We start from the raw sequence: 24,816 nt of genomic DNA on the forward strand, positions 1-24,816 counted from the left end.
GAGAGTACATCAGCTAGTGTAAGTGAATCTGCATCTACAAGTGAGTCTCAGTCAGCAAGTACATCATTATCTGAGAGCACTTCAGCAAGTATGAGTGAATCAGCAAGTGCAAGTACTTCAATGAGTGATAGTGCAAGCCAGAGTGCTTCAGAATCAGCAAGTACTTCAATGAGTGATAGTGTAAGTCAGAGCACATCAGCATCAGAGAGCGCTTCAACAAGTGCAAGTGAATCAGCAAGCACAAGCACTTCAATGAGCGATAGCGCAAGTCAGAGCAGTTCAGAATCTGTAAGTACTTCAGCAAGTGAAAGTGCTTCAACAAGTGCAAGTGAGTCTGCATCAGCAAGCACTTCAATGAGCGATAGTGCAAGCCAGAATGCTTCAGAGTCTGCAAGTGCTTCAGCTTCAGAATCTGCTTCAAATAGTACAAGTGCATCAGAGTCAGCTAGCACATCAATGAGTAACAGTGCTTCAGAATCAGCTAGTACAAGTGCAAGTACTTCAGCTAGTGAGTCATCATCAACAAGCATGAGCAACTCAGCAAGTACAAGCGCTTCAATGAGTGATAGTGCAAGTCAGAGTGCTTCAGAATCAGCAAGTACATCAGCATCTGAGAGTACATCAACAAGCTCAAGTGAGTCAGCAAGCACATCATCATCAGAAAGTGCTTCAACAAGTGCAAGTGAATCAGCAAGCATAAGCACTTCAATGAGTGATAGTGCAAGCCAGAGTACTTCAGAGTCTGTAAGTACATCAGCATCAGAGAGTGCATCTACAAGTGCAAGCACATCAGCTTCAGAGAGTGCATCAACAAGCATGAGTGAGTCTGCATCAGTTAGTGCATCAGAATCAGCATCAACAAGTGCAAGCTTGTCAGAATCAGTAAGTGCTTCAGAGTCTGCAAGCATTTCTGAGCGTATTAGTGAATTAGAGAGTGTATCTCTTTCATATAGCATGAGTCAGTCAGCATCAGTAAGCATGTCAGAGAGCGCTTCAGCAAGTGCCTCAGAGTCTGCTTCAGTTAGTGAGAGTGTTTCTGCATCAGAGTCACTTTCACAGAGCATCAGTACACTGGAAAGTCTTTCAACATCTGTAAGTCTCAGTGAGTCAGTTTCAGCGAGTGAGAGCGCAAGCGTAAGTATTTCAGAAAGTATCTCAACAAGTGAGAGTATCTCCGTTTCAGAGTCTGTTTCAACAAGTGAGAGCATTTCGATTTCTGAATCTGCTTCTGTAAGACTTAGCGAGTTAGAGAGCTTATCAGCATCTTCAAGATTAAGTGAGCTTGAAAGTATGTCTGAGAGTGCAGCAGTATCTGAAAGTACATCAGTAAGCCTTAGTGCTTCAGTATCTGAGTCTGCATCAGTGAGTGAGTCAGAGTCAGCAAGCACATCAGCATCAGAGTCTGCATCAGCAAGTGCAAGTGCTTCGGCAAGTACATCAGCTTCAGAATCTGCAGTAACATCTACTACACCTGCACCACAGGGAAGTAACAATGGAAATGGTTCAGGAAATGGATCAGGTTCTAGTTCATCAGCAAGTGAGTCTAGCCATGTTGCACCTGTAGAGACTAAGGTAGAAGACAACTTTAAAGAGGTTGGCGAGCCAAAGATTACCATTAGCACAACCAAGTTCAACGAGGTTGAAGTTTCAATTGAGGATCAGGAAGTAAGCCTTGCAGTGGTTCTTGATGATGAGGCTACAAAGGTAGATGATGTGGTTGAAATCCTTGAAGAGGAAACTCCACTTGGTGTGTCTAAGGCAGGCGTAAGTGGAAGAGTATGGTGGTACTGGATTCTTATTCTTATAAGTGCTATCTCAGGTAAGATTGCAAAGGATAAGAGAAAGAACAAAATGAATGACCTTTCTGAATAAGGTATATATACATACAGAAAAAATTCACAGAAGTTGGTAGAATGTAAATTTAAATCATTCTATAATAAGAGGGTAGTGGGGATGACCTTACTACTCTCTTTGTTTTTTAATCGAGAGGAGATATTTATGAACGGTAAAGTAAAATCTGCCTTGGAGGCTCTGGCAATTCTTTCAATCACTTTGATTATAGCCATGTCCAGCCCTTTTAATCCTTGGATAGAGGGTTCATTTACTACAATCCAAACTGAAATATTAGATATTGCGTATTCGGTTCGTCAGGGCTTCTTGGCATATGTTGAGCTTGATGGACACTATGGACCAGTATTATATGAGTTTTATGGTCTTGGATATCTGCCTACAGACACACATATTGTTCATTTTATAATGGAAACGGTGATTGTGTTCTTTACAGTATTGTTTAATTTCAAGACTGCAAAGCTTTATACCTCTGAGATATTTGCATTAATTAGTACCTTCTTGCTTACAGTTTTTGAGATGGGAGCACTTACTCATGCAGGAGCAGAGGAGTTTATGTTTTTCCTTTTCTCATTGACGGTTTATCATGTTGCAAGACAGCTAAAATATGGTTTCCTTTCATATCACACTTATCTTCTTGCAATTGACTTTGGTTTGGTATTCTTTCTGCAGCCAGTTTATTCCCTTATTTGGGTGATTCTTTTGGTATTTTTTGCAGTGAAATTCTGGAATGAGAAGCTTCCATCAGATGAATATAAAGCATTTGTTGTATCTGTAATTGAGGGTCTTATTACAGTAATGATTCCAATGGGCTTGTACCTTTGGTATTTCAAGAATGCAGCAGCCTTCTGGCAGAATGTGGTGGTTTACAATTTCAGTCACATGGGAACCTTTGAAGAGGGAATCAGGACAGTTTGTGGAACACCATGGATAATACTTTTGTCAGTACTTATCGTTGTAATAATCATTAAGAGTATCAAGAAAGAAAACATATCTGATTTATGTTGTTGGCTTGGATTAATGTTTGTATCCTACATCGTAATTGCGTTACAGGGTGATAATCCATCAACAATAGTGCAGTTGTCAAAAGCTTTATATATTGTACCTCTCGCAAGTGCTTTTTCGTTATTTGATAATTACTTGGGATTGAGTGTGGAAAAGCGTAAATTTTAATTATATAAATGGAAAAAAGCCATGGATAGAATTAGAATACTGCAAATTGGACAGGAAAGCTGGGAAAAGAGATTCCAGCTTCCAGACAGGGTAAAGATAATATATGCTAACGAGAATATAGAGCTCAAAAAAGAGATTTATGAGCTTGTAGTTTTGGAGCGTAATATTACCCAGGAAGAGTTCGAGGCAGTAAACAAGATGTCCATGGCTTATTGTTTTTTTATAGTGGATTCCTTTGTGCCAGATTCTATTACCAAAAGACTATTTGCCCAGAAAATAGGAAAGGTAATTCCAAAGGACACGATTCAAAGTTTTCTTGATAATGAGATAAAAAAATATTTTCCAAAGCCATATGGCGAAAAGTTTAGACCAGAAGCTGTGGGAATAGCTCAGGGATTTAAGGGTAGCATAAAATGGTATGGTCAGTATAGTGTCACTCTTAATGGAAGTTATGGTCAGGAGTTCAATCAGATTGCATTTTGGAGAGGAAATATTCCTATCGAAGCAGGCCAGGCCATAGAATTTTGGCTAGAATATAAAAAGGAGCCAGAGGTAGAGCTAATGCTTGTAATAAAGCAGTTTGTATCTGGTAGTCTGGCAGACATTTGCGATAGCTGGGAATTCAGCGAAGAAGATATGGAAAATCCTGTCCTTATAGAGGGACGTAATGGCCCTGGTACTATATTCTGCGAGTTAAAGGCAAAGGGCAGCGGAAGACTGGATATTATTGGATTACACGACCGTATTTCCAGATGGGACCAGGGATGCTTTATGGTCGGTGGAGAAAGATATGTTACCTCTGACAGAGAAGAGATATTCGCATATTTTGATCCAGGTGATATGAAACCACCTATGGCTGTTTATTTTTCAGGATATAAGACTATGGAGGGGTTTGAAGGGTATTACATGATGAAAAAAATGGGATGCCCATTCCTTCTTATTGCCGAGCAGCGCTTTCAGGGCGGTGGATTTTACATGGGAAATAAAGAGTATGAGCAGTTAATGATTTCTGTAATACAGGGATATCTTGATAGACTGGGATTTTATTCAAATCAGCTTATATTATCAGGTATTTCCATGGGCACCATTGGCTCTATGTATTACGGATGTGATTTGAGACCGCATGCGCTGATTTTAGGCAAGCCACTGGCTAGCCTGGGGAATATTGCTGAGAACGAAAGATTAAAGAGACCGGGGGGATTTCCTACGTCTCTTGATTTGTTGCGCTTTCACGGTGGTGGAATGGAAAAGGATGCCATCGATATATTAAATGATAGATTTTGGAACAAGATTAGAAATAGCGACTTTGGACATACAAAATTTATAGTTTCTTACATGTACGAGGATGATTATGATGATACAGCCTATGACAGACTGTTATCAGAATTGAATTCTTCTGGAGTTCAGGTGTACGGTAAGGGATTACATGGACGTCATAACGATAATTCCGCAGGAATCGGCGCCTGGTTTAAGAGCCAGTACGAGCGAGTCCTGCGGGAAGATTTTGAACGTATTTGATTTTATAAGGCGTTACATACCGGAAGTTTTGCAGATAGAGCAGAGCGCACATGGTTATGAGCTATGGCTGTATCGCTAACATTGAAATACTGATATGAATAGGTATTTAAGGTTTCGTTTATAGTGTCATCACCGGTAACATCTACGTTGTAGTAATTTCCACCTATCTTGACTATATTCCAGGCGTGTTCTTCGCCGTTAGCAATTCCCGTAACATAATAGCAGGTTATGCCAAGTTTCTGGCAGGAAATCTGAAACGCCCTCGAATATCCTGCACATACACTACAACCTTCCACCAATGCAGAGTACGCACTTTGGTGGCTCTTATTTGTGTTTGCGTAGGTAGATAAATCACAAATCATATCATGAACAATTCGTTCTCTTTCCAAATCAGTAGGATATGCTGCAGCCTGAGTAACAATATTGTCTATAGCGTTGTTGAAGGCTATGGTAGCAGCGGCCAGACTAGACTTAGGAATACAATAATTGAGCTTCATCTGGATAACCATATTGTGGGAGTTATATCCATATTTGTAAGAAGTACTAACCCAAAAAAGCTCAGGATGATCGTTATATACAGCATTCATAGTGATGTATAAATCCTCATGAGTAAGAGGCACATTCAGGCGGAATACAGCTTCATTAAAGGTAAGTATATTCTCGTATACCTGATTGTAAACTCGCTGTTGAGAAGGATTAAGAACGCTGTTATATATGTATAAATCATTATTAGCATAAGCTTCGAAATCACAGTTCAAAAAGAACATTACAAGAAGGCAAATAACGCATATGCCTGTTAATCCTTTACCATAATTGTTTCTTACTGCTTTTCCCATACATAAATCCTCAATAGTTAAATTTCTGGGTACAATTTGTGGCTGGTAATTTTATTATAATGGATGATATCAGATAATATATGAAGGAATTGTTAACTACACAGAAAATTCATACTTGTTTAACCTAAAAATTACGATTGATTTTGGGACCCATGTTATCATTAGGCTACATCCATTTGCGCTATTTGGAGGTGCCTATGAGTTTTGTAGAATTTAAAAATGTTGGAAAAATTTATAAGACTGGAGAGGTCAGAGTTGAGGCTCTTCATGATGTGAATTTTGAGATTGAAGAGGGCGAATTTTGTATTATTGTTGGGGCTTCTGGAGCCGGCAAGACTACTATTTTGAATATACTTGGAGGAATGGATACCCTCACCAGTGGAGGTGTATATCTGGCTGATAGAGATGTATCAGGTTATTCTCCAAGAGAACTTACTAGCTATCGTAGATTTGATGTAGGATTTGTATTCCAGTTCTATAATTTGGTGGGAAATCTTACAGCAAAGGAGAATGTAGAGCTGGCTGCTCAGATATGTAAGGATCCAATTCCAGCAGAGGAAATATTGGAAGAGGTAGGGCTTAAGGAGCGAATGAACAATTTCCCAGCCCAACTTTCTGGTGGAGAGCAGCAGCGTGTAGCTATAGCCAGAGCCTTGGCAAAGAATCCAAAGCTTTTACTGTGTGATGAGCCTACAGGCGCTCTTGATGATGAGACAGGACGAGCGGTTCTAAAGCTTTTACAGGAGACCTGCAAGAAGGGGAAAAAGACGGTTGTAGTTATTACTCATAATCACGCACTCACTGCAATGGCAGACAGGGTCATAACTGTGAAGTCTGGAACTGTTGTGGATATGCATATGAATGATAATCCAGTAGATGTGGATGAGATTAACTGGTAGCAAAGGTTTCCCTTTGATGAGAAACTGTCAGCAGAGCTGACTGATGAGGTGTAATAATATATGTTAGCCAAATCAACGTTAAGAGAAATAAAAGATTCCCTGGGTCGCTATATAGCCCTGCTTATAATCATCGCCATAGGCGTGGGCTTTTTTGCAGGATTAAAAGTAACTGACCCTGCCCTAAGAGTATCTATGCAAAAATATTTTGAAGATACTCAGTTCTATGATTTTAGGCTTATTTCATCCCTGGGCTTTGGCGAAGAGGAAATCGACTATTTAAAGGAAAATATTGAGGCTGGCTCCGTGGAAGAATCTATTTCCTTTGATGTGATGATGGAGTATGAAGACAGTGACTATGCCATTAAAGTAATCAGTCTGCCAAAGGAAATAAATAAGGTGGTGCTGATAGATGGAAGATGGCCTCAGTATGAAAACGAATGTCTTGTTGATGCAGCTATATTAGACAGTGATGCCATAGGCTCTACAATTTACGTGGCAGATGGAAATGAGAAAGAGGACAGGGACAGATTTAATTACAGCAGCTTTAAAATTGTTGGCGTAGCAAAATCGCCGTTATACATCCAATACGAACGTGGTACTACATCTATTGGGGCAGGTGTTTTAGATGGTTTTATCTATGTTGAAGGTAAAGCCTTTAAAGATGATTTTTATACGGATTGTTATGTGAAGCTTGATTCCAATCCAGAGCTATATACCGAAGAGTATGACAGTCTTATAGAGGCTAATGAAGATAAGATACAGAAAGCACTTGATGCGGCTTCGCAAAAAAGATATGAGAGTATAGTTAAAGAGGCTCAGGAAAAGCTGGATGATGCTAAAAAGGAATTAGAAGATAAGAAAGCATCCACTGGAGAAGAGCTTGCAGATGCAAAGATGGAGCTGGATTCAGCAAAGAAGAAGCTGGATTCTGGCAAGAAGCAAATAGAGGAATATGAGAGCCTTGAGATACAGTTGAAGGATGGTCTTGACCAGATGTTAGATGGTATTAATCAGATGGATATGGCAAGACAGATGAATCCAGCCATGGTTGATGAGAACAAATACAATGCTCTTGTAGCCGAGTATCAGGAAAAGTCCGCTCAGCTTTATACCTTGCAATCAAGTCTCAGTAAGGCAAAAAAGGATTATGATTCTGGGGTGAAGGAATACAAAGATGGCTTGGCTGAGTATGAGGATGGTGTAGAGGAATTTAATGAAAAGATTGCTGATGCTGAAGCTGAGATAGCTGATGCACAAAAAGAGATAGACGACATAGAAGAAGCTGATACTTACCTTTTGAAGCGCGACAGTAACGCAGGTTATGTGTGCTTTGAAAGCGATTCTACGATAGTAGGTGCTATAGGCAACGTATTTCCTATATTCTTCTTTTTAGTAGCAGCTTTAGTTTGTATGACTACCATGAACCGCATGGTAGAAGATCAGCGTACACAGATAGGAGTGCTTAAGGCTTTAGGCTATAGCAATGGAGCAATAATGGGTAAATTTGCATTTTATTCAGGCTCTGCAGCCTTTCTTGGCACAAGTATAGGCTTCGCTTTAGGAACCTTTGGTTTTCCACAGGCCATATGGTATGCATATCAGATGATGTATAACACTAGAGAGGTGGATTACTATTTTGATGGCAGGATGCTTATCATCAGTTTTGCTGCAGCATTTATCTGTTCAGTTGGAGTCACACTTGTATCTTGCAGAGTCGAGATGACAGAGATGGCAGCCTCTCTAATGAGACCAAAGGCGCCAAAGGCTGGTAAGCGAATCTTCCTGGAATATATTCCTTTCTTCTGGAACAGATTAAAATTCCTAAAGAAGGTCAGCCTTCGTAATATATTTAGATACAAAGGTCGACTGATTATGATGGTAATGGGTATAGCAGGATGTACAGCACTTCTTGTGGCAGGTTTTGGTGTATATGATTCCATTGCTGATATAGCTGTGAATCAGTACACAAATATTTCCCTTTACGATATGGATATAACCTTAAAAAAGGGAGCCAAAGAATCAGTTCCAGTTTTAGAGAAGAAGGGATATGACAAGGAGGACTATATTCTTTTCTATCATACCTCTGTAGATATGAAATTTGGTAAACACACCAAGAATATCTATATGAATGTTTATGATGATGGAGCTGATATAGATACGTTCTATGATATGCATGATATTAAGGGCAATCATATTGATATGAGTTCTCTGTCAGAAGACGAGATAGTAATTAACATGGGACTGTGTGACAGATATGGAATGAAGCTTGGTGATACTATTACAATATCTTCTGATGATATGAAACCGACAGAGTTTAAGGTGGGAGCTATTAATCAAAACTTTATTTACAACTACATGTATATGAATGCCAGCACCTATGAGAAATACATAGGAGATATTCCGGAGAGAAAGAACCTTTATGTTGTGGTTGATGAAGGTGTGGATTCTCATGAAGCTGGAGCAGAGCTTATGGGGGATACAGCCATAAGTATGGTTGTTCCAACAAAGGATATGTTAGACAGAGTCGAGAACATGATGGGCAGTTTAAACATAATCATCTATCTTGTAATAGGAAGTGCTATGGCTCTTGCAGCAGTGGTTGTGTATAATCTTACAAACATAAATATTTCTGAGAGAGTAAGAGAAATAGCGACGGTTAAGGTTTTGGGCTTCTATAAAGAGGAAACCAGAGCATATGTATTTAGAGAAAATATTCTTCTTGCTATAATGGGTGCAGCAGTTGGACTTGTGGTTGGAAAGTTTTTCCATGCTTTCATAATGAGTGAGATAATAGTGGATTTGATTACATTTGATGTTAGGGTCACAGCTTTTAGCTACCTGCTGTCATTTGTATTGACGATTGTGTTTACGTTGCTTATCAATATACTTATGGGTAGAAAGTTAGACGAGATTAGTATGACGGAATCTTTGAAAGCAGTGGAATAAACACTAGACTTTACTTCTTTACTGTGCTACAGTAAACTGAAAAGAAATTTATAGATAAGCGAGGGAAGAATCATGTCAGTTAATTATGTTAGTACTAGAGATTTAAATAAGCAGGAAATTACTGCTTCACAGGCAATCTTAAAGGGACTTGCAGATGATGGTGGTTTGTTTGTGCCTACATCTATTCCTAAGTTGGAGGTTCCTGTGGAGACGCTTGCTGAGATGACATATCAGCAGGTTGCTTATGAGGTATTAAAGCTTTTTCTTTCAGATTTTACAGAGGATGAGCTTAAGCATTGCATTAACAGTGCATACGACAGCAAGTTTGATACAGAAGAGATTGCACCACTCGTATATGCGGATGGAGCATATTATCTTGAGCTTTTCCATGGAGCTACAATTGCATTTAAGGATATGGCACTTTCAATTTTGCCACATCTTATGATTACTTCCGCTCGTAAAAATAATATAAAGAATGATATTGTAATTCTTACAGCAACATCAGGTGATACAGGAAAAGCAGCCCTTGCAGGTTTTGCAGATGTTGAAGGTACAAGAATCGTTGTATTTTATCCAAAGAATGGTGTTTCTGCTATTCAGGAGCGTCAGATGGTTACTCAGAAGGGTGACAATACTCATGTAGTTGGTATTAAGGGTAACTTTGATCAGGCTCAGACAGGTGTTAAGCAGATGTTTAATGACAAGGCTCTTGCAGCAGAATTAGATGCAGCAGGATTCCAGTTCTCATCAGCAAACTCTATCAACATTGGCCGTCTTGTTCCACAGATTGCTTACTACGTATATGCGTATTCAAAGCTTCTTGCAGAGGAGAAGATTACTTCTGGTCAGGAGATCAATGTAGTTGTTCCTACAGGTAATTTTGGTAATATCCTCGCAGCTTATTATGCTAAGAACATGGGGCTTCCAATTGCAAAGCTTGTCTGTGCATCAAATGAGAACAAGGTTCTCTATGATTTCTTTACATCAGGAGAATACGACAAGAACAGAGACTTTATTCTTACAAATTCACCTTCAATGGATATTCTTATTTCAAGTGATCTTGAGAGATTAATTTATCACATTGCTGGAAATGATGCTGAAAAGAACGCAGAGCTCATGGAGTCGCTTAAGGTTACAGGAAAGTATCAGATTACTGATGATATGCGTGCAAAGCTTGATAGCTTCTATGGTAATTATGCATCAGAGCTTGAGACAGGAATGACAATCAAGGATTTATACAATGAGACAGGCTACATTATTGATACACACACAGGTGTAGCTGCTTCTGTTTATAACAAATATAAGAAGGAAACTGGTGATGATAAGGTAACTGTGATTGCTTCAACAGCCAGCCCATTTAAGTTTACACGTGCAGTTATGGGTGCTATTGACTCAGCATACGAAAAGGAAGAGGATTTCGTACTTGTAGATAAGCTTTCAGAACTTGGTAAGGTTGATGTACCAAACGCAATAGAAGAGATTCGTTCCGCTCCAGTTCGTCACGACACAGTCGTAGAGGTAGAGGATATGTGCGCAGAAGTTAAGCGTTTCCTAGGCATTTAATTTGTATTAAAAAATGGCACCCATTCGGGTGCCATTTTTAAACTAATAACATACTAGTAAATGAACAATTCCAAATGGATAGGCTACTGGGAAGTCTACACATTTGTTAGGTCCTGAAAGAACACCTTCCTCTGTTATCACAGGAGGTGACAGGGAAATATCTTCTGAAAGCTGATTAGAGGCATTTACTATGAACAATCCATTGTGGAGGTTAAGGAAATCCTCTAATGCAGCTACAATATACTCGTTAAATTCATTGAAATCCTCTTTTGCATATCTTGATGAAAATGCAATAGCGGTCTCTCTGTCGCAGTCGATGTGTGTAATGAACTCATGGTCACTGCTAATACCCTGAGATACGCCGAATGTTATAGGAAATTCCTCCAGCACCATAGGTGAAAGAGGAGAGAAGTCTTCTCCTATAAATCTTATAAGGCTGTTAAACATAAGCTCAAGGTACATAAGATTTAGGTCGTTTGCAGGCATCTCTGCCATAAGGAAGAACTTGGAAATAATACTTTGAATTGCTTCCTGATTTTCTACATCAAGACTCAAATCATAAAGCTCGGCTTCATTTTTATAATCAAAGATAATTCGTTCCAGTTCTTCGTATGAAAAAACACCATCCTCAACCAGATTCTGACCAAGCAATATAAAATCAGGGGTCTGCTTCGATAGGAGCTCCTGAACTTGAGCTTCTTCAAGATAACCTCGTTCTATGGCTATTTCACCAAAGCGCTTGTCCTCGCGAGTCTGAACATAAAGACACTCATCCACTTCGTTGGCAGTCATTAAACCCTCATGTATGGCAATTGTACCAAGCTTTATGTGGGTCTGCGAAAGTCGGGACATAGCACTAAATAGCTGTTCCTGATTTACAATTCCCTTTTGCAACAAATAGTTACCTAAGAACTGTGTGTACATAAACTACTTTCCTCCAAGTCGAAGTTCGATAATTTCTTTAATCTGGTTCTTCTCAAAAGGTTTCTGAATGAAATCCTTTGCACCCAGTTGAATGGCTTTTTTAAGCTGTTCCTGTGTACCCACAGAAGATACGATGATAATAACTGCATCCTTGTCAAAAGATGTAATTTCAGAAAGAGCCTGTGTACCGTCTTTTTCTGGCATAACAATATCCATGAAGACAAGGTCAGGTTTTTCTTTTTTGTAAAGTTCAATAGCTTCAGCGCCATTTTTTCCTTCTATGAAGGTGGCGCCAGTTGCGACTTCCTTTACAGCATCAACCAATTGTTTTCTGGCAAGTACTGAATCATCACAAACTAGAATTTTTTTGTTAGTTATGTCCATAAAGCCAACACCTCCTGCATATTATAAATTAATAATACAATAACAATTGGGTAGATTCAAATGGATTTATCAGAAATCTTAAGTATATTTTGTGAATTTAGCAAATATTAATCAACGACGTTGTATCGAATAATTTCTTGGATGCAATAGAAAAAATGAGGCATTTTCGTTATAATTAATGCATAAAGATTTTTGGAGGGAACAATAATGACAATGAATTTTTTCTCAATCTTTGATGCAATTATCACATTGCTGGGAGCGTACCTGTTATTTACAGGCATCAAGGGATATAAAAAGGGAGAGGTTGATCCTATGGTTGTCACCACGGAGGAGCTTACCAGATGTGGAGATATAAAGGGACTTTCAGCTTATCTTATGCCTAAGTGTGCAATCTTTGGAGCATTCTGTATCATTTTTGGTGTACAGGGACTCTTAAATGATTCACAGTTTATTGCATTTCCTAAGTTTGTAAATGTAATTTTCCTTATAGCTTTTGTTGTTGTGTGGATTTTATTTTCTGCAGCTATTCATAAGGCAAAAAAGCAGTATATTCATTAAAAAATTTAAATAACATCACCTAGAATTCACATAAGTGATGGATACTATAATTCGGTAGTTTACGTATCGTGTTTTAGGAGGCGTACATGAAGAAGATTTTGGTGGTTGATGACGAGGAAAAGATTCGCTCAATTATCCGTAAGTATGGTGAGTTTGAAGGCTATGCAGTCGAAGAGGCCTGTGATGGCATGGAGGCCATCGAAAAGGTAAAGGCCAACAGTGATTACGATGTTATAATTATGGATGTTATGATGCCGGAGTTAGATGGCTTTTCGGCATGTAGTGAAATAAAAAAGATAAAAGATATTCCAGTTATTATGCTTTCAGCAAGAGGTGAGGAGTACGACAGAATTCACGGCTTTGAAGCAGGAGTTGATGACTACGTGGTTAAGCCATTTTCGCCAAAGGAGCTGATGATGCGCGTGAATGTTGTTACCAGTCGCAGCAAACCTGACGCTGGAGCAGCTATGGATGTTTTCAAATACGAAGGATTGGAAATTAATTTTACCGCTCGTACAGTTTCTATAGATGGAAAGAGAATCGAAATGTCTCCAAAGGAATATGAGCTTCTCTTTTATCTTGTTCGTAATAAGAATATTGCGCTCGAAAGAGAAAGACTTATTACTGAGGTATGGGGATATGACTATTATGGCGATGACAGAACGCTCGATACCCATATTAAGTTACTTAGAAACAGTCTTGGCGAATACAGAAAATTATTAATTACCCTTCGTGGCGTTGGCTACAGATTTGAAGCGTAATAATGGAGGGATTCTTTTGAGAAAAAGTCGTATTAGTATTAAATGGAAGACCTTTTCAATATTCCTGATTTTTACCATAGTGCTTTTAGGAGTACTATGGTTTTTTCAGATAGTCTACCTTGATGATTTCTATAAAATCATAAAAAGACAGGAAACAGAAACTGTTCTTAACAATGTAGAGGAATTGCTTTTATCGTCCAATAATAGTGACGATGATTGTTCTGACGATATAGAAAAGATCGCAGCAAACCATAATCTTGGAATTTTTATTACTGATGAAGATGGTAATTCTATCTACAATGCAGAGTACATCTATAATTCACAGATGTCCTCATTGCCACCGTTTCTTTTCGAAATTTTCTACGATGAGGCTGTGGCCAATGGTGGGGAGGCTGTTATAGAATATAAGGGCAGTGAGATGCAGAACAAAATTCGAGAGGTTCTTGATAGCATAGAAAAGCCTACTGAAGAAGAGGATGCCAACGCGGGACGAATCGCATATACGATACCTCCAAAGAGAGAGGAGCCAGGACAATTCCGTCAGAACATCGGAGACGATATGGCCGAATCAGTTATTTATGTGCGAGTAATCGATGTAGGTAGCTCTAAGCAGGTCATAATGATTAATTCTGTTTTGACCCCAGTGGATGCCACCGTTAGTACACTAAAGGCTGAGCTGAAATACATCTCAGTTATTATAATTATTATTGCTTTTATATTGGCAGTAATGCTTTCGCGAAGCCTGTCAAAATCCATAATTAAAATTAATGATGGAGCAAAGAAGCTGGCTGCTGGAGATTACTCTGTTAAATTCAATTCACATGATTACATGGAGGTGGCTGAGCTTTCAGATACTTTAAATTATGCAACATCCGAATTAGGAAAAGCCGACAGCTTCCAAAAGGAATTGATAGCAAATGTATCTCATGATTTGAGAACACCTCTTACAATGATTAAGGGATATGCAGAGGTAATGCGTGATATTCCTGGAGAAAACACACCGGAAAATGTGCAGGTTATTATTGATGAGACGGAGAGACTTTCAGGTCTTGTTAATGACATGCTAGATATCTCAAAACTTAAGGCAGGTACAATCACTATTCAGCCTGAGGATTATAATATTACTGAAAGTATTCGTCATGTTTTGGAGCGATATAATAAGCTTCGCGAGGTGGATGGATATACTATTGATTTTATATACGATGATGAAGTTATCGTATATGCGGACGAGCAGAAGATGTATCAGGTGCTTTATAACCTTATAAATAACGCTATTAATTATACGGGCGATGACAAGAAAGTTACTGTTATACAAAAGGTTATAGACAACAAGCTTCGAATAGAAGTAAAGGATACAGGACAGGGAGTTAAACAGGAGGATATCCCATACGTTTGGGATAGATATTATAAAGATTCATCAGCTCATAAACGAGCTATTCAGGGTACCGGCCTGGGGCTATCTATCGTAAAGAATGTACTTGAGCTTCATGGTGCTAAATATGGTGTCTTCTCTATAAAAGGTCAGGGCGCAACCTTCTGGTTTGAGATAACAATAAATCCTTTTGTTGAAGAGGATGAGGAATAGGAAAGGAAGAGATGTTTTCTAGGGACTTTAGCTTATGGCTAAAGTCCTTTTTTATTTTCAACCTGCTGATTACAGGATACCCATCAAGGCAGTGCCAATGATACCCTTCGGCGCTTCGCGTCATTGACCCACTGCCTGTAGATGGGTATAAGGTAATCAAGCAGGCTTGAAAATGGGACTGTGGCATAGCCCAGAGAATAGATATACATAAATTTAGGGCAAATATGTGCTAAAACTGCGATTTACGGAAAAATGGTATGGTTTATGCATTTGTTACGTAGAGTTTTGATAAAGTGAGTATTATTTCGGGAACATAATCTTTTGTATGTGTAGTATTTAATGGGGATATTGGAATAAATGGATATTGGTTAAATTATGTGGATTTTTGATTACGGAAAAACAGTATATATTTGAGCATTGTTACGTAAATGAATCTCTTGTAAGAGTAGTTATTTCCTTTTTTGTAAAAACACTGTAGATTCCCCCAATATATGTGTGTTGAAGGCTGGTGGCATGCCACAGTCCCATTTTCAAGCAGGTAGAAAAAAGGATTCCAGCAAAACGCTAGAATCCTTAAACATTTTAATCCAAAACTCTTTCTTCAATTGGAATGTATTTCTTGTGCTGGCATACTGTCATGTATGCAGGTCTCATAATCTTACCCTTATGGCAAATCTCTTCCATGCGGTGAGCACTCCAGCCAGCGATACGAGCGATGGCAAAGATAGGAGTGAAGAGCTCTCCTGGAATGCCGAGCATCTGATATACGAATCCAGAATAGAAATCCACATTAGGTGAAACACCTTTATAAATCTTTCTCTCCTCAGCAATAATCTTTGGAGCAAGCTTTGCAACTAATTCGTAAAGACGATATTCCTTTTCCATGCCTTTTTCAATGGCAAGGTCTTCTACGAAGGAATGGAAGGTAAGAGCACGTGGATCTGAAACAGAATAGATAGCGTGTCCCATACCATAAATAAGCCCCTGTCGGTCAAAGGCTTCGCCGTGGAGAAGGTCACGAAGGTAATTACCAACCTCTTCCTCGTCTTCCCAATCCTTTAAGACTGATTTCATATCTTCAAACATCTTAACAACTTTGATATTGGCGCCACCGTGCTTTGGACCCTTAAGTGAACCAAGGGCAGCAGCAATAGCAGCGTATGTATCTGTACCTGAAGATGATACAAGGTGAGTAGTAAAGGTAGAGTTGTTACCACCACCGTGCTCCATATGAAGGATTAAAGCAACATCAAGAAGCTTTGCTTCAAGTGGAGTGAATTTACTATCAGGTCTAAGGCAGTGAAGAATGTTCTCTGCTGTAGAATAATCAGGTCTAGGCTGATGAATGATAAGTGAGTTTTCATTATAGTAATAATCATAGGCAGCGTAGCTGTAAACCGAAAGTAATGGGAAATTAGCTATGAGCTGCAAACACTGTCTTAAAACATTTGGTTCTGATGTATCATCAGCGTAATCATCATATGAATAAAGAGCAAGGACGGAACGGGCAAGTGAGTTCATCATGTCCTTTGAAGGGCTCTTCATAATCATGTCGCGAACAAAGTTCTGTGGGAGTGAACGGTAATGTGCCAGTATCCCCTTAAACTCGTTGAGCTGCTCAGTAGTTGGAAGAGTGCCAAATAAAAGAAGATATGCACACTCTTCAAAGCCAAAGTGCTGCTCCTGTGGAAGGTTTTTAACTAAGTCACGTACATTGTAGCCACGGTAGAAAAGCTGTCCGTCGCAAGGTACTTCCTTACCATCCACAAACTTCTTTGAATTAACCTCAGAAATCTCTGTGATACCAACAAGAACACCCTTACCATTAAGGTCACGGAGACCTCTTTTAACATCATAAGTAGTGTACAACTCTGGATCTATATATGAAGATTTTTTGGAAAGCTCCGCAAGCTTTTCCAATTCAGGAGTTATCTCGCTGTAATTCTCAATCACCATGTAACATTGTCCTCCTCAAAACTATTTCGCACTTTAGCGTGCTAAACTACAATTTAATGTATACTACCATAAATATGTGTAAATATACAAGGTTAATTGTGACATTTATTTAGGTTATTTTGCAAGAGAAATAGGCAAATTTAAGAAAAATTTTATAGTTAGCAAATTGCTTAATTTTATGTTTAAAAATTGTACAAATCATAAAACACTTTTTTTGTGAATTTATTGACAATAATTTGTGTAACGTCTAGAATGATAACTAGCGAAAATTAGTTTTTAGCCTTTATTTTATAGGGGTTAGCTAGTAAAAATTTATTTAGAAAAGTGAGGTAAAGACAAGATGGCTAATGTTGATTTAACAAAGTATGGCATCACAGGAACTACTAGCATTGTTCACAATCCTTCTTATGAGGATCTTTACAAGGCAGAGCTCGCAGATTCAAACGAGGGATTTGAAGTAGGTAAGGAAACAGAGCTTGGCGCTGTTAACGTTATGACAGGTATCTACACTGGACGTTCACCTAAGGATAAGTACATCGTTATGGATGAGAATTCTAAGGATACTGTTTGGTGGACAACAGAAGAGTATAAGAATGATAACCATCCAATGTCTGAAGAGGTTTGGGAGAAGGTAAAGGACCTTGCTAAGAAGGAGCTTTCTAACAAGGATCTTTACGTTGTAGATTTATTCTGCGGCGCAAACAAAGACACACGTATGGCAGTTCGTTTCATCGTTGAGGTTGCTTGGCAGGCTCATTTCGTTGAGAACATGTTCATTAAGCCAACAGCAGAGGAGCTTGCAAACTTCGAGCCAGATTTCGTAGTTTACAATGCATCAAAGGCTAAGGTTGAAAACTTCAAGGAGCTCGGTCTTAATTCTGAGACATGTGTAGCTTTCAATATTACAACTCGTGAGCAGGTTATCATCAATACATGGTACGGCGGAGAGATGAAGAAGGGTATGTTCTCAATGATGAACTACTTCCTTCCACTTAAGGGTATTGCTTCAATGCACTGCTCAGCTAACTGCGACATGGATGGAAAGCACACAGCAATCTTCTTTGGTCTTTCTGGAACAGGTAAGACTACACTTTCTACAGATCCAAAGCGTCGTCTTATCGGTGATGATGAGCACGGCTGGGATGACAACGGCGTATTCAACTTCGAAGGTGGTTGCTACGCAAAGGTTATCGGTCTTGATAAAGAGTCTGAGCCAGATATCTACAACGCAATCAGAAGAGATGCTCTTCTTGAGAACGTAACAGTTGATGGCGCAGGTAAGATTGATTTTGATGACAAGAGCGTTACAGAGAATACTCGTGTATCTTATCCAATCGACCACATCAACAATATTGCAGCTGAGGTAAACAAGGTTTCTGCTGGTCCTGATGCTGAAAACGTAATCTTCCTTTCAGCAGATGCATTCGGAGTACTTCCTCCAGTATCTATCCTTACACCAGAGCAGACAAAGTACTACTTCCTTTCAGGATTTACAGCAAAGCTTGCTGGTACTGAGAGAGGTATCACAGAGCCTACACCTACATTCTCCGCTTGCTTCGGTCAGGCATTCCTTGAGCTTCACCCAACAAAGTATGCTGAGGAGCTTGTTAAGAAGATGGAGAAGTCTGGAGCAAAGGCTTACCTTGTTAACACAGGATGGAATGGAACAGGAAAGAGAATCACAATTAAGGATACAAGAGGTATCATCGATGCTATCCTTAACGGTGACATCAAGAATGCTCCAACAAAGACAATTCCTATGTTCAACTTCGAAGTTCCTACAGAGCTTCCAGGTGTTGATCCTAAGATTCTTGATCCTAGAGATACATATGCTAACGCTTCTGAGTGGGAAGAGAAGGCAAAAGATCTTGCAGCTAGATTCAACAAGAACTTTGTTAAGTACACAACAAATGAGGCTGGTAAGGCACTTGTTTCTGCAGGTCCACAGCTCTAATTTGAAGCTTAACAATTATAAATTCTAATAATTTACCCACCTTGTGACATATTGTTACGAGGTGGGTTTATCTTTGGAATATAGGACTTCAATATAACTTTGTGAAAAATCTGTTCTTTATTTTGACACAAATATATTGTAATATAATTGCAGGTACAAGATACCGACTTTTACCTAACCTGGGATGTACGATTTAACTTATCCTTTTTGAACCTACATTTACTTTAAATGGAATGCTTATATTTCTAATCGGCTGTCAGGCCTCCTTTGCAGTGGAAGGCAAAAGATTAGTTGCGGCGATCCACCTAGCTGGCGCTAGGAGTCAATTGATAGGCCCGGCACCTCCGGGTTAGGTTTTAAAAGAAAACAGTAGCGGCTATGCGTTGCATAGTCGCTTTTTCTTTGCTAAAATTTAGGCGTTGAGGAGAATATTTTATGTGGACCTTTTTGGGATATGGAAAAACATATTTAGATAAATGCGGCAGAGATAACATAGGTGCGTACGCTGCACAGACGGCCTACTTTATGATTATGACTGCCATCCCTGTAACTATGCTTTTAGTGTGGATTGCCGGCTTGATTCCTTCTATTAGTCATTATCTTAATGAGCTTATTTATGAGGTTATTCCTGCGGAGTTTTCACCATTCATGGCAAAGGTTGTTCACCTTGTTACAAAGGGTTCTGTTGGTGCTATTTCTATTTCTGCGCTGATGGCTATCTGGTCTTCAGGAAAAGCTTTTCAGAATCTTATGGTAGGACTTAATCAGGTTAATCAAATAGAAGAAACACGAAATTGGGTTGCCAGACGTATCAAGGCGATTTTCTATACAATGTTTCTTCTTTCAATTATTGTTGTAATCATGCTCATGCTTGTATTTACACAGAAGCTTCAGGGATATGCTAAAAGCAATTATGGCTTCCTTGCATACGTATTTGGAATACGACCATTGTTTAGAAGTATTTTTGTTTTTATCTTTTTGGTTATCGTATTTACGTTTTTATTTACCGCATTGCCAAATAAAAATCTAAAGTTTATGAGCCAGCTACCAGGTGGAATAATCTGTGCGGTTAGCTGGTATATATTCAGTTTGTTCCTTGCTATCTGGGTAAAATACTTTAATGGCTTTTCTATGTATGGAGCTTTGGCCACTATGATGATTTTTATGTTTTGGCTTTATTTCTGTATGTACTTTATGCTTATGGCTGCTGAGGCAAATGTATTTTTTGCAGATGCCTTTGGAATGGCATGGGAGAAGTTCAAAAAAGACTTTAAGTCAAAGCATTTTAGTAATTGGACTACCAAGTAATTCTGTGCTAAACTAGGTTGAATGTTTATTAATGATTTAGAAAGAAATTAAGATGTTAGTAAAAGATTTTGATTACGAGCTTCCTGAGGAGTTGATAGCTCAGGACCCTCTTGAAAAGAGAAGCAACTCAAGACTTATGGTCTTGGACAAAAACACAGGCGAGACACTTCATCGCCATTTCTATGATATTAAAGAATATCTCAGACCAGGTGATTGCCTGGTTATCAATAACACTCGTGTTATTCCAGCAAGATTATATGGAGCAAGAGTAGGCTCTGGCGGAAAGGTAGAGATTCTTCTATTAAAGAGACTCAGCGACACTCAGTGGGAGTGTTTGGTTAAGCCTGGCAAGAAAGCTCGTCCAGGAATGGAAATTTCCTTTGGCGATGGTCTTTTAATTGGAAAGATTATTGATATTGTAGATGAGGGAAATCGTATCATTGAGTTTTCTTATGATGGTATTTTTGAAGAGATTTTAGATAAGCTTGGAGAAATGCCACTTCCACCATATATCACTCATAAGCTTCAGGACAGAGACAGATATCAGACAGTTTATGCAAAGTATGATGGAAGTGCTGCAGCACCTACTGCAGGTCTTCATTTTACACCTGAGCTTCTCGAAGAAGTTAAGGCTATGGGAGTAAAGATTGCGGAGGTTACTCTTCATGTAGGTCTCGGTACCTTCCGTCCTGTAAAAGAGGATGAGGTATTAGATCACCACATGCACTCAGAGTACTATGAGATTACTCAGGAAGCCTGCGATATTATTAATGAGACAAAGGCTAACGGAGGAAGAGTTATTTCAGTAGGCACCACAAGTACACGTACTCTTGAATCAGCTGCAGAGCCAGGAAAGCCACTTGTCCCAAAGAGTGGATGGACACAGATATTCATATATCCTGGTTATGAGTTTAAGGTTATCGATTGTTTGATTACAAATTTCCATCTTCCACAATCGACACTTATTATGCTGGTTTCAGCACTGGCTGGAAGAGAACATGTCCTTGCTGCGTATGAGGAAGCTGTTCAGGAAAGATACAGATTTTTCTCCTTTGGAGATGCCATGATGATTACTGATTTACAGCAGTAGGAGTATTGAATTTAACACTTTCAACTGTTAAAATTTTAACTTAATGAGATTATTATTTAGGGAGGCCACCTATGGTAGATATTATTACTGAATTAAGTGCCAAGTTCGAAACAGAGCTTCAGAATATCAAGAATTCTGAAGAGCTTGAGAATATAAGAGTTTCATACCTTGGTAAAAAGGGTAGTGTTACAGCTGCCATGAAAGAAATGGGCAAGCTCTCAGCGGAAGAGAAAAAAGAGTTTGGCCAGAAGATTAACATGCTTAAGAACACTGTTGCAGACAAGATTGCCGAGAAGAAGGATGAGCTTGCAGCATTAGAACTTCAGAAGGAAATCGATAAGGTTCCAGAGTTTGATATTTCCCTTCCAGAGCATTTTGATCAGGGAAGCTATCATCCAATTACTCTTGTTCAGCGTCAGTGCGAGACAATATTTAAATCAATGGGCTTTACAGTAGAGGATTACAGCGAGGTGGTTACAGATTACGAGTGTTTCGAGTCTGTTAATATTCCTAAGTATCACCCTGCAAGAGATATGCAGGATACATATTATCTTGAGAATGGTCAGCTTCTTAAGTCTCAGACTACAGCTGCTCAGAACGCTATTTACAAGAAGTATAGAAAGCAGCTTCTTGAGAATGGTACACCTATTAAGGCTATTTTCCCAGGTCGTTGTTTTAGAAACGAAGCTACAGATGCATGTCATGAGAATACTTTCTTCCAGATGGAAGGTGTTATGGTAGGTAAGGACATTTCTATTTCAAACCTTATCTACTTCATGAAGACTATGCTTTCAGAAGTATTTAGAAGAGATATTAAGGTTCGTCTTCGTCCAGGTTTCTTCCCATTCGTGGAGCCAGGTTTCGAGCTTGATATCAACTGCCTCAACTGTGGTGGTAAGGGTTGCCCTTCTTGCAAGCATTCAGGATGGCTTGAGCTTTGCCCATGCGGTATGGTTCATCCAAAGGTTCTCGAAGAGGGTGGCATTGATCCAGAAAAGTACACAGGTTTTGCCTTTGGCCTTGGCCTTACAAGACTTGCAATGATGAAATACGGTATTAAGGACATCCGTGATCTGAACAGCGGTAATCTTAGCAGCTTGGCTCAGTTCACTGATGACGAGCAGTAAGGGAGGACTTTTGATATGTTTATTTCAATGAATTGGATCTCTGATTTTGTTGACCTTAGTGGTCTCGACAAGATGGAGCTTATCGCTAAGTTCTCTCTTGCAACAGCAGAGGTTGAAAATGATATTTTCCATAAGGGTGAGGATTTATCAGGTGTAGTTGTTGCCGAGATTAAATCAGTAGAGGAGCACCCAGAATCTAAGAAACTTCATCTCTTAAAGGTTGATACCGGAGATGGAAAGCTTACAGATGTTGTATGTGGAGCACCAAATGTTCGCGTTGGTATGAAGACAGCCTTCGCAAAGGTTGGAGCAAAGCTTGGTGAGATTACAATTGCACCACGTCCATTAGCTGGTTTCGAGTCATATGGTATGTGCTGTTCAGAGAAGGAAATCGGAATCTCTGATAACAATGATGGCATCATGGATATTACAGAAGACGTAGTAAATGGTACAGATATCAAGGATTTATACGAAATTGACGATATAATCTTTGAGGTTGATAATAAGTCTCTTACAAACCGTCCAGACCTTTGGGGACACTACGGTATTGCCAGAGAGTTCGCAACAATTGCAAAGCGTCCACTTAAGGAACTTCCTACAATCGACTTAAGCAAGTACGACAATCTTGAAAAGATTGATCTTAAGATTGAGGATGAGCTTTGCCAGAGATATTCATCTATTAAGGTAGAGAATGTTGAGAAGAATGTTGCTCCTATGAATATGAGAATTCGTCTCTACTATTGTGGTATGAGAGGAATCAATCTTCTTACTGATCTTACAAACTACCTTATGCTCGAAATGGGTCAGCCAATGCATGCTTTCGATTCACGCAAGGTTGGTAAGATTCGTATTAAGAGATTTGATAAGCCATTTACTTTCACAACACTTGATGGTGTTGAGAGAAACATAGATGAGAATACACTTATGATATGCAATGATAACACACCAGTTGCTATCGCAGGTATCATGGGTGGTCTCGATTCAGAAATCGTGGAAGATACAACAACACTTACTCTTGAGTCAGCTACATTTAATGCAGCTTCAATCAGAAAGAGTGCAGTTCGTCTTGCTCACAGAACAGATGCATCTGCTCGTTATGAGAAGAGTCTTGATCCAGAGATGACTACAGTTGCCATCGCTCGTTTCATGAAGCTTCTTCTTGATATTGATCCAGGTGTAAAGGTTGTATCAGCCCTTACTGATGAATATGCTTTCCATTATCCACATGTAGCCCTCGATTTTGACAAGAACTTTGTGGATAAGTACACTGGAATTGAGATTACAAATGAGCACATTGTGGATACACTTACTGCTTTAGGTTTTGAGGTAAAGCAGGACGGGGATAACTTCCACGTTGATGTTCCTTCATATCGTGCTACAAAGGATATCAGCTTAAAGGCAGATATCATCGAAGAGATTACTCGTATCTATGGTTACGATAATTTTGAGCTTTCTACTACAAATGCTCCTCTCTACCCAGTTCGTATGGATGAGACAAAGAATGTAGAAGACAGAATTAAGGATATCCTTGTTAAGAGATTTAAGCTTCACGAGGTACATTCTTATGTATGGCAGTATGCTGACGAGTATAAGAAGCTTGGAATAGAAGTAGAAGAGAATGTTAAGCTTGCTAATTCTACAAACCCTAACATTGAGACTCTTAGACGTTCAATGATTCCAACTCAGCTTTGCCAGGTTAATTACAATACAGGTTACGATACTGATTTCGGTATTTTCGAGGTTGGTCGTGTTGTTGAAGGACTTAAGGCAGACGGCCTTTGCGATGAGAAGAAGAAGCTTTGCATCACATTATTCTCTAAGACAAAGTCACTTGAGCAGCTTTACTTCGAACTTCGCGATATGATTGCTGAGACAGTAGACGATGTTAGAAATAAGGCTCTTACATATAAGAAGCTTGAGGCTACACATTCATATGAGCATCCAAAGAATCTTAACGCTCTTATTCTTGATGGCGTTCAGATTGGTGAAATTGGTGTTGCTCACCCAGTAGTATCAAAGAAAATTGATAAGAAAGCAGCCATTGTTTTCGCAGAAATCGATGTTGAAGCGCTTTCAGATATCAATCCAGAGCCTATAAAATATGTAGAACCATCAAAATATCCATCAATTGAAGTAGATTTATCATTTATTGCCGAGAAATTTTCTGAAATAAATGATACAATAAAAGAAAGTGCTAAAGATATTCTGAAAAAGGTCGGTGTATCCGATGTTTATTCAGACGGAGGCAGCAAGTCAATTACCGTAAGATTGCTCTTTGGGGATGATGAGCGTACTCTTACACATGAAGAAGTTCAGAAGGTAGTTGACGAGATTATTGAGAAGCTTAAGAATAAGGGGATAAATCTTAAGGCTTAAACGTAACTAC

At 39.1% G+C, this 24,816-nt stretch carries 17 protein-coding genes, 1 other RNA gene and 1 pseudogene; 15 read left to right on the top strand and 4 right to left on the bottom strand.

The window, feature by feature from the left end; all coding sequences use genetic code 11:
- From BLP54_RS00695 to asp2, 3 genes and pseudogenes are all read left to right on the top strand, one after another.
- Positions 1 to 1,872, top strand: a pseudogene (locus BLP54_RS00695) (hypothetical protein); the annotation flags it as partial.
- Positions 1,873 to 1,998: 126 nt separating this feature from the next.
- Entirely contained in the window at positions 1,999 to 3,021 is a 1,023-nt protein-coding gene (locus BLP54_RS00700; protein WP_090165776.1) for a hypothetical protein, read from the top strand.
- Positions 3,022 to 3,042: 21 nt separating this feature from the next.
- Complete coding sequence (gene asp2, locus BLP54_RS00705; RefSeq protein WP_090165778.1) at positions 3,043 to 4,539, top strand: accessory Sec system protein Asp2; 1,497 nt, start codon at positions 3,043 to 3,045, stop codon at positions 4,537 to 4,539.
- Between the two features lie 2 nt (positions 4,540 to 4,541).
- On the opposite strand, the gene BLP54_RS00710 is transcribed toward asp2, so the two are convergent.
- A complete protein-coding gene (locus BLP54_RS00710) occupies positions 4,542 to 5,375 on the bottom strand; it encodes a transglutaminase domain-containing protein (RefSeq protein WP_090165780.1) in 834 nt (277 codons plus the stop codon).
- Positions 5,376 to 5,572: 197 nt separating this feature from the next.
- Here BLP54_RS00710 and BLP54_RS00715 point away from each other — a divergent pair, with 197 nt between their 5' ends.
- The 3 genes from BLP54_RS00715 to thrC all read left to right on the top strand — a co-directional run bounded on the left by BLP54_RS00715 (position 5,573) and on the right by thrC (position 10,783).
- Positions 5,573 to 6,274: an ABC transporter ATP-binding protein gene (locus BLP54_RS00715; protein WP_090165782.1), complete on the top strand. Its 702-nt coding sequence runs from the start codon at positions 5,573 to 5,575 to the stop codon at positions 6,272 to 6,274.
- A gap of 60 nt (positions 6,275 to 6,334) precedes the next feature.
- Positions 6,335 to 9,220, top strand: a complete 2,886-nt coding sequence (locus tag BLP54_RS00720) for an ABC transporter permease (RefSeq protein ID WP_090165785.1) — start codon at positions 6,335 to 6,337, stop codon at positions 9,218 to 9,220.
- Between the two features lie 72 nt (positions 9,221 to 9,292).
- The gene (gene thrC, locus BLP54_RS00725) at positions 9,293 to 10,783 is read left to right on the top strand and encodes a threonine synthase (RefSeq protein WP_090165786.1); all 1,491 of its coding nucleotides are present in this window, start codon (positions 9,293 to 9,295) and stop codon (positions 10,781 to 10,783) included.
- A 42-nt stretch (positions 10,784 to 10,825) separates the two neighbouring features.
- Here thrC and BLP54_RS00730 read toward each other — a convergent pair whose 3' ends face one another.
- Together BLP54_RS00730 and BLP54_RS00735 are read right to left on the bottom strand one after the other, a co-directional pair.
- The gene (locus BLP54_RS00730) at positions 10,826 to 11,707 is read right to left on the bottom strand and encodes a chemotaxis protein CheX (RefSeq protein ID WP_090165787.1); all 882 of its coding nucleotides are present in this window, start codon (positions 11,705 to 11,707) and stop codon (positions 10,826 to 10,828) included.
- A gap of 3 nt (positions 11,708 to 11,710) precedes the next feature.
- Entirely contained in the window at positions 11,711 to 12,091 is a 381-nt protein-coding gene (locus BLP54_RS00735) for a response regulator (RefSeq protein ID WP_090165789.1), read from the bottom strand.
- A 207-nt stretch (positions 12,092 to 12,298) separates the two neighbouring features.
- Here BLP54_RS00735 and BLP54_RS00740 point away from each other — a divergent pair, with 207 nt between their 5' ends.
- The 3 genes from BLP54_RS00740 (at position 12,299) to BLP54_RS00750 (ending at position 14,995) form a co-directional block, all read left to right on the top strand.
- A complete protein-coding gene (locus BLP54_RS00740; RefSeq protein ID WP_090165791.1) occupies positions 12,299 to 12,649 on the top strand; it encodes a hypothetical protein in 351 nt (116 codons plus the stop codon).
- A gap of 86 nt (positions 12,650 to 12,735) precedes the next feature.
- Positions 12,736 to 13,410 (top strand): response regulator transcription factor, encoded by a 675-nt coding sequence (locus tag BLP54_RS00745; RefSeq protein ID WP_090165793.1) that lies wholly within the window; start codon positions 12,736 to 12,738, stop codon positions 13,408 to 13,410.
- 16 nt (positions 13,411 to 13,426) lie between these two features.
- A complete protein-coding gene (locus BLP54_RS00750; RefSeq protein WP_090165795.1) occupies positions 13,427 to 14,995 on the top strand; it encodes a sensor histidine kinase in 1,569 nt (522 codons plus the stop codon).
- Between the two features lie 582 nt (positions 14,996 to 15,577).
- On the opposite strand, the gene BLP54_RS00755 is transcribed toward BLP54_RS00750, so the two are convergent.
- Positions 15,578 to 16,951: a citrate/2-methylcitrate synthase gene (locus tag BLP54_RS00755; protein WP_090165797.1), complete on the bottom strand. Its 1,374-nt coding sequence runs from the start codon at positions 16,949 to 16,951 to the stop codon at positions 15,578 to 15,580.
- A 340-nt stretch (positions 16,952 to 17,291) separates the two neighbouring features.
- On the opposite strand from BLP54_RS00755, the gene pckA reads away from it, so the two are divergent.
- The 6 genes from pckA to pheT all read left to right on the top strand — a co-directional run bounded on the left by pckA (position 17,292) and on the right by pheT (position 24,806).
- Positions 17,292 to 18,905: a phosphoenolpyruvate carboxykinase (ATP) gene (gene pckA / locus BLP54_RS00760; RefSeq protein WP_090165799.1), complete on the top strand. Its 1,614-nt coding sequence runs from the start codon at positions 17,292 to 17,294 to the stop codon at positions 18,903 to 18,905.
- Between the two features lie 173 nt (positions 18,906 to 19,078).
- Positions 19,079 to 19,260, top strand: a non-coding RNA gene (ssrS, locus tag BLP54_RS00765) — 6S RNA.
- Positions 19,261 to 19,340: 80 nt separating this feature from the next.
- The gene (locus BLP54_RS00770; RefSeq protein ID WP_090165801.1) at positions 19,341 to 20,213 is read left to right on the top strand and encodes a YihY/virulence factor BrkB family protein; all 873 of its coding nucleotides are present in this window, start codon (positions 19,341 to 19,343) and stop codon (positions 20,211 to 20,213) included.
- Positions 20,214 to 20,265: 52 nt separating this feature from the next.
- A complete protein-coding gene (queA, locus tag BLP54_RS00775) occupies positions 20,266 to 21,303 on the top strand; it encodes a tRNA preQ1(34) S-adenosylmethionine ribosyltransferase-isomerase QueA (protein WP_090165804.1) in 1,038 nt (345 codons plus the stop codon).
- A gap of 71 nt (positions 21,304 to 21,374) precedes the next feature.
- Positions 21,375 to 22,430 (top strand): phenylalanine--tRNA ligase subunit alpha, encoded by a 1,056-nt coding sequence (locus tag BLP54_RS00780; protein ID WP_176754428.1) that lies wholly within the window; start codon positions 21,375 to 21,377, stop codon positions 22,428 to 22,430.
- Positions 22,431 to 22,445: 15 nt separating this feature from the next.
- Positions 22,446 to 24,806 carry a phenylalanine--tRNA ligase subunit beta gene (pheT, locus tag BLP54_RS00785; protein ID WP_090165806.1) on the top strand — a complete coding sequence of 787 codons (2,361 nt, stop codon included), beginning with the start codon at positions 22,446 to 22,448 and terminating at the stop codon, positions 24,804 to 24,806.
- Positions 24,807 to 24,816: the final 10 nt, after the last annotated feature.

Origin of the sequence: Pseudobutyrivibrio sp. 49 (assembly GCF_900100545.1) — a bacterium.
Classification (GTDB): Bacteria; Bacillota; Clostridia; order Lachnospirales; family Lachnospiraceae; genus Pseudobutyrivibrio.